General features: G+C 62.3%; 7 protein-coding genes. 1 reads left to right on the top strand and 6 read right to left on the bottom strand.

The window, feature by feature from the left end:
- Positions 1–345: 345 nt before the first annotated feature.
- From VJR68_RS12230 to VJR68_RS12205, 6 genes are all read right to left on the bottom strand, one after another.
- Entirely contained in the window at positions 346–1,116 is a 771-nt protein-coding gene (locus VJR68_RS12230) for a glycosyltransferase family 2 protein (RefSeq protein ID WP_324147956.1), read from the bottom strand.
- Positions 1,106–2,380 (bottom strand): O-antigen ligase family protein, encoded by a 1,275-nt coding sequence (locus tag VJR68_RS12225; protein ID WP_324147954.1) that lies wholly within the window; start codon positions 2,378–2,380, stop codon positions 1,106–1,108. The genes VJR68_RS12230 and VJR68_RS12225 overlap by 11 nt, the downstream gene beginning before the upstream one ends.
- Before the next feature lie 123 nt (positions 2,381–2,503).
- Positions 2,504–3,628, bottom strand: a complete 1,125-nt coding sequence (locus tag VJR68_RS12220) for a glycosyltransferase (RefSeq protein ID WP_324147953.1) — start codon at positions 3,626–3,628, stop codon at positions 2,504–2,506.
- An 89-nt stretch (positions 3,629–3,717) separates the two neighbouring features.
- Positions 3,718–3,927: a zinc-finger domain-containing protein gene (locus VJR68_RS12215; protein ID WP_324147952.1), complete on the bottom strand. Its 210-nt coding sequence runs from the start codon at positions 3,925–3,927 to the stop codon at positions 3,718–3,720.
- Between the two features lie 280 nt (positions 3,928–4,207).
- A complete protein-coding gene (locus tag VJR68_RS12210; RefSeq protein ID WP_324147951.1) occupies positions 4,208–4,795 on the bottom strand; it encodes a YceI family protein in 588 nt (195 codons plus the stop codon).
- Positions 4,796–4,902: 107 nt separating this feature from the next.
- A complete protein-coding gene (locus tag VJR68_RS12205) occupies positions 4,903–5,496 on the bottom strand; it encodes a malonic semialdehyde reductase (protein ID WP_324147950.1) in 594 nt (197 codons plus the stop codon).
- 81 nt (positions 5,497–5,577) lie between these two features.
- Here VJR68_RS12205 and VJR68_RS12200 point away from each other — a divergent pair, with 81 nt between their 5' ends.
- Positions 5,578–6,597: a mitochondrial fission ELM1 family protein gene (locus VJR68_RS12200; protein WP_324147949.1), complete on the top strand. Its 1,020-nt coding sequence runs from the start codon at positions 5,578–5,580 to the stop codon at positions 6,595–6,597.
- Positions 6,598–6,607: the final 10 nt, after the last annotated feature.

Genomic DNA, 6,607 nt, shown 5'->3' with positions numbered 1-6,607 from the left:
CTGCCGCCTGGCAACGCCGCCGCGTGGCGCAATGCGATCCTCAAGATGTGCGAGACGGACGTGCGCGAGCCGATGAGTGTGGCGGCGCGGGATTTTGTGGATCGGCATTTCAGTACGCGGGTGATTGCGGATGAGTTTGTGCGCATTCTTAGTGACAACTAGCACGCTTTCCCACTCCGCCCTTTTGCGAAGGGATAAAGGGTTAATCTTGCTGTCCTGATGACCTCATACCGTGAGGCCGTCATTCCCGCGAAAGCGGGAATCCATTTCGCTCTAATGCAGAAAGCAAAGATGGATTCCCGCTTTCGCGGGAATGACGGAAGATGAAGCTACTCGACAAAGCATTTAGAGCTGCGGATTGGAACGACCCGCTCTACGTGCCTCATGCAACTTGGCATACTTCAAGAACACATAAAACGCCCCAAGCACGCTGGCAATAAACCCCGCCCAGCCGCTCAGGAAATACCGCTTCAACACAAACTGCCGCAGAAAGAACAGCGGCGGATACACCACCATGCGCATGCCGGTAAACCGCTGCCCGCGACGCAGCTTATGCGCCACCATGCCGCTGCTGTAGCGATTGATCTTTTCCACGCGCGTGGCGATATCGCCATCGCCGTTGTTGACGAAATCCGCGCCCCATAATGTTTTCACCGGCCCGCGCACTTCCACCGCCGCGTGTACTTCCACATCATTCATGCCGCCACGCTTGCGATTGAACAGGCGCAGATGACCGTTGCGATGGCTCCAGCGATGCTGCACGGTCCAGAACATGCGCTCGCGGCGCGGTATGCGAAAACCGGCGTGCCGTGGATCTTCCAACGCACGTTCGATGATGGCGCGCGTGCCGGGCGAAAGAATCTCGTCCGCATCCAGATTGAGAATCCAGTCGTTGCACGCCAGATCGTAAGCGCGCTGCTTTTGCGGGCCGTAATCGTCGAACGGATGCACGTCCACCTGTGCACCATGCATGCGCGCAATCGCCACCGTGCTGTCGGTAGAACCTGAATCCAGCACGACAATTTCATCCGCCCAGTCCACTTCGCGCAGGCAGGCATCGAGGGTATCGGCATTGTTGTAGGTGATCAGCACCACCGAAAGCGGTTCACGTGCCATCGCCCGACTCCTTCCTCACTGCAAACAACGCAGCACACCATAGCCCCAGCAACCAGGCAAACAACAGGCCCCACCACGCGGAATAAAAGGCCAGATGGGAATTGATCGGAAACAGCATCGCCCCCAGCGATACCGTGATAGGAAATGCCGCCGCCCGGGCAGCCTTGCCCGCGCGACGCCACGCGCGAACGGCCACCGCCACACCTGCCAGCCATAACAGCATGCCCGCGATACCGGTTTCGGCAAGCACTTCCATCACCAGTTGATGCGGATGGCAGGCGCCGACGCCATCGCCGCAATTTTCCGCCACCATGAAGTGATCGTTTGCCGGTGCGTAATGCGGATAGGCGTAACGGAATCCGCGCACCCCCACGCCAAACAGCGGACGGGCTTCGATCATGCGCAAGCCGGTATGCCAGATATCCAGGCGCCCCGTTGCTGCTTCGTTGATCGATTGTTCGTTCCCGCTAAAAACCATCAACGTGCGCTGCATGCGTGCATCGAAGCGCGTGGAGGTCTTCCAGGCGATACCGCCTGCCGTCAACAACGCCACGCCACATGCCACGCATACGGCCAGAAAACGCAGCGGCGAACCTGCTTCGCGCCATATGAACACCAGCGTGACCACGCCAAAACCGATCCAGGCGGAACGCGAGCCGCTCAGCAATACCGGACCCAGCAGCAGCAGAAACACCACGATCAAGCCCCACCGCCCTCCATGCTGACGAGCCGTCCACAGCAAGAATGGCGAAAGTACTGCCAGCGTCGGCCCCAGCTTGGGATCGTCCGCGCCGAACAAGCCGGAGATGCGTTCGGGTTCCGCATGGCCGCGCAGGCTCCAGCCGGTCAGCATTTGCATCCATGCATCCAGCACCCAGAAGGCGATAACAACGGCCAATGCTGCGTAGAAACCATGCAACGATCGCGCGCTGCGCAACGCGTAGGCGGCGTACAGGCCAAGCGGCACATAACGAAGAAATCCTGCTGTGGTGCTCCAGCTTTTACTTGGCATCACTGCCGCGAACGATGACACCAGCGCTGCGCCGGCGTAGCAGGCCAGCAACGCGAAAAACAGCCGCACCGCGTGATCGCCATGCCAAGTTGCGCGATCACGGCAGAACGCCACCACGATGCCCACCAGACATAGCAGCGTGCCCAGCTCAGCGCTGCGGCCAAACGGCAGCAGCACCGCAAGCAGCCATAGCGGCCACCATGCGATGAAGCCGATGCTTTGCAGAAAATCCGGGAGACGCTGACGGGTCACGGGCGGCGAAATGAAGCCTGATCAACGCAGGACAATAAACGAGCCAAATGGCTGCTGTCACCGCGTGGGCTGACGTACATGAGGAGATGCTGGGATTGTCATCCCAGCCTACGAAGTACAGGGTTAGCCCGTCACTTCCTCGTACAGCGCCAGTGCGGCGTGCTGCATGTCGATCAGGCGATAGCGCTGTAATGGCGCAATGGGGGGCGCGACGCGCAGCAGTTCCGCTGCGCGTTCGACCAGGCGCTCGCGGTCGCCGGGCGGTACGCGGCCGGCGGGGTAGAGTTCGGCCAGCAGCTCGCCCACGCCGCCGTGGGCATAGCCGAGTACCGGACGGCACAAGGCCAAGGCTTCCACCACGGTGCGGCCGAAGGCTTCGGGCTTGTTGGAAAGTTGCAGCACCAGGGCGGACATGGCGTAGATGTCGCGCACGTCCTGGCGTGCCGGCGTCATCACCACCTGATTTTCGACGCCGCGGCCTTTGATCAGGTCCTTCAGCTCGCGCACGTAGGCTTCACGACCGGGCTCGACCACGCCGAGCAGCAACAGGCGTGTGTCGATGCCGCGTTGCTTGAGCTCGGCCACCAGTTCGATGGCGTCGTGATGGCCTTTCAGGCGCGTGCCTCGGCCAGGCAAGGTAAGCAGCGGTGCACCGGCGAGCTTGGGGAATTCGTTGAAGAAGGCCTTCTGCCAGCTTTCCTCGGGACGATGTCCGTACGGGAAGGCTTCCGGATCGATGCCGCGCGGAATGATGCGGATGCGGGTGGTATCGAGCTTGCTGTAATGGCTGATGAGGTAATCGCGCACCGTCTGCGAGACCACCACGATGCGCTCGCCGCGCAACATGATCGCGCTGTAGCGCCCGGGCGAGTTGAGCCCGTGCACGGTGGTGATGAAATGCGGCCTGGGCGACATGCCCTTGAGTGCCCACCAGCCCATCCATGCCGGCAGCCGCGAGCGGACGTGGACCACATCCGGCTTCAGGTCGCGCAGGATGCGCCGCAGGCGCCATAGCCGGCCGAGGGTGCTCAGCGACTTGCGGCCGATGTCCAGGGTGATGTGTTCGCTGCCTTCGGCCTGGAGCTGCGCAGTCATGCGACCGCCCGCGGAAATGACCACCGAGCGATGTCCGGCCTGCACCAGTGCCTGCCCCATCTCCAGCACCGAGCGCTCAGCGCCGCCCGAATGCAGCGCGGGGATGAGCTGCACAACGGTCAGCGTTCTGGCCGGTGTGGCGGCAACGGACATGGTTCCCTCATTCGCAACTCTCATCCGTAGAATCCAAGCAGCAATCGTGCCGTTTCGCGGGGACTATGCTCGGGAGTGAAAGCTGCGACTCAGTCGCGCAGGACGTAATGCGCGCCGCAGTAAGGACATACGGACTCGCCGCCATCCTCAACGATGGGTAAATAGACCTTCGGATGGGAGTTCCACAGCGCCATGCCGGGCATTGGGCAGGACAACGGCAGGTCCGAACGCGTCACTTCGTAACGATTTTCGGCATTTGCCGGAATGAGCTTTGGGGCTGCGGCAGAGTTACCCGACATGGGATGTTGCTCCGGGGGTGAGGCTATGGGACCGCTTATCTTAGGGCCTGTTTACACTATTTGCGTAGCCCGCGCCGGGAGCCGTTTGCCCGCCATCGGGCGTCATCACTCAGTCGTGGACCGACGTACACGCCTTCGTTCTTCCTTGGCTGGCGCGCAAACAGCTCCCGGCGCGGGCTACGCAAATGGTGTAAACAGGCCCTAGCAAGGGAGAAGGGGGGAGTAGCGAGAGCGCAGCGCCCCGCGACTCCCCCCTCCTTCTACGGTCCTTGCGCCGGACTTACTGGCCAGCCTTCGGCACGCCACCTTCGGTGGTGATGTTGATCTGGATCTCGTCGCTCACCTTCGGGACATAAGCGCCGAGGCCGAAATCCGAACGCTTCAGCGTACCGGTGGCGTTGAAGCCGATCGCCTGCTGGCCGGTCATCGGGTGCGGGCCAACGTTGTTGAGCGTGGCATTGAGCACCACCGGCTTGGTCACGCCATGCACGGTGAGATCACCGGTCACCTTGTAGTGCTTGTTGCCCAGCGACTGCACGCTAGTGCTCTTGAAGGTGATGGTGGGGTACTTGTCGGCATCGAAGAAATCCGCCTCTTTCAGGTGCTTGTCCAGCGCCGGCACGTGCGTATCCAGATTGCTCAGCGGCATGGTCACGTCCACCGAAGCCTTGGACGGATCCTTCTCGTCGAACACCAGCGTGCCGTCGGAAATGCCGATGTCGGCCACCGGATGGGAGAAGCCGAAGTGGCTCCAGCTAAACAACACCATCGTGTGGCCCGGATCGAGCTTGTAGGTCTGCGGCGCGGCCTGGGCCGACAGCGCGGTGCCGAGCAAACCAGCCAGCAATACGTAGCGAAGGGTACGCATGAAAAAGTCTCCTGCCTTCAATCAAAGTGGATAGGGGGAAAACGCGTTTGCGTTGGACAACATCGACCGCCGCGCGGCATGGCCAGGCGGCAATCCGTGGGAAAACCTTATGCGACGCGGCAGGCCTCGTCGAAGGAGAGCCGCGGGCTGCGCGGGAACAAATCGCGGCTGCTGTCGCCATAGCCGATATTGATCAGGAAGTTCGACTTGATCGTGGTGCCGGCGAAGAACGCCTGGTCCACGCCGGCATTGTCGAAGCCGGACATCGGGCCGCAATCCAGGCCGATCGAGCGCGCCGCCATGATCACGTAGGCGCCCTGCAACGTGGCATTGCGAAAGGCCGTGGTATCGATCAGCGGTTGATTGCCGACGAACCAGCTACGCGCATCGGCGTGCGGAAACAGCTGCGGCAGCTTTTCGTAGAACGCATGATCGGTCGCCACGATCGCCGTGACCGGCGCCGCCAGGGTCTTGGCGCGATTGCCTTCGGAGAGGAACGGCTTGAGCGTTTCCTTGGCCGCAGCGGACTTCACGAACACCAGCCGCATCGGCGAGGAATTGGCGCTGGTCGGGCCGAACTTGGCCAGTTCGTACAGCGCATGCAACTGCTCGTCGGTCACTTCCTTGGGCAGAAAGGCATTGTAGGTGCGGGCGGTGCGGAACAACTGGTCCAAGGCTGCCTCGGCAAGCTTCTCGCTCATGGGTATCCTCTGCGTGAAGAATTAAAGACCAGAGTGTAAGCGCAAGCCGGATGTATCAGCGGCGAATGAGGCGAACGTACTGTGCACGATCCGGCAACAATCGAACGCTCAAGCCAGGAATTGCCTCACAGCTTGCCGGGGGAATGCTGGGCCATCACCGACCACGCTGCCGGCAACCAACGCCAAGCCCTTGCGCTGGCCGAACAGATGGGCATGCCGGTGCGGCACCTCGTGCTTTCGCCGCGCGCACCATGGTCATGGTTGTCGCCGCGGCTGGCGCTTGGCGGACGCCTGGTCCTTCCCGCCTCACAACGCGCAACGTTCGCATCGCCATGGCCGACCCTTGCCATCGGTTGTGGACGGAGCGCGGCCTTGCTGACGCGCCTGCTGCGCGGACTGACAGAAGGCTATTGCCATACCGTACAGATCCTCGACCCACGTATCGAACCCACGCACTGGGACACCGTCATCGCTCCCCGCCATGACGGACTGGCCGGCCCGAATGTGTTGAACCCGCTGGGCTCGTTGAATCCTGTCGACGATGCCTGGCTCGCCGATGGATGTGACGCCAGTCCTGCGCTCGAGTACCTGCCTCGTCCACGCGTCGGCGTGCTGCTCGGCGGACCTCGCTCAGGCATGCGCATGGATGCCGATTACGCGCAGCAGCTCATCGCGGCATTGCTCGCACGTCGGCAGCGCGAAGGCGGCAGCCTGCTGGTGCTGGCCTCGCGCCGCACGCCCACTGCGGTGACCGAAGTAATGCGCACCGCACTGCGCGGCATTCCCGGCCTGCTTTGGACCGGCCCGGACGATGGCAACAACCCCTACCCCGGCGTGCTGGGCTGGGCCGATCGCCTGGTGGTGACGCCGGACTCGGTGAACATGCTGAGCGAGGCCTGCGCCGTGGGTTGCGCGGTGCATACATTTGTCAGCGGGGATCTGCCACCGAAGCTGGCACGCTTTCATGCCAGCTTGCGCGGCGCCGGCTTGTTGCACGACATCGATGCCGAAGCGCCCGTGCAGCAAACACCATTGCGTGAGACTGCAGCCATGGCGGAGGCATTGCGCCGCCGCATGCTCGCGAACCGCAGGTTGGAATGAGCGGACGCGA

The organism is Dyella sp. (genome assembly GCF_035277725.1).
GTDB lineage: Bacteria > Pseudomonadota > Gammaproteobacteria > Xanthomonadales > Rhodanobacteraceae > Dyella_B.
The sequence above is the reverse complement of the archived record's forward strand: the minus strand, read 5'-3'. Positions and strand labels throughout refer to the sequence as shown.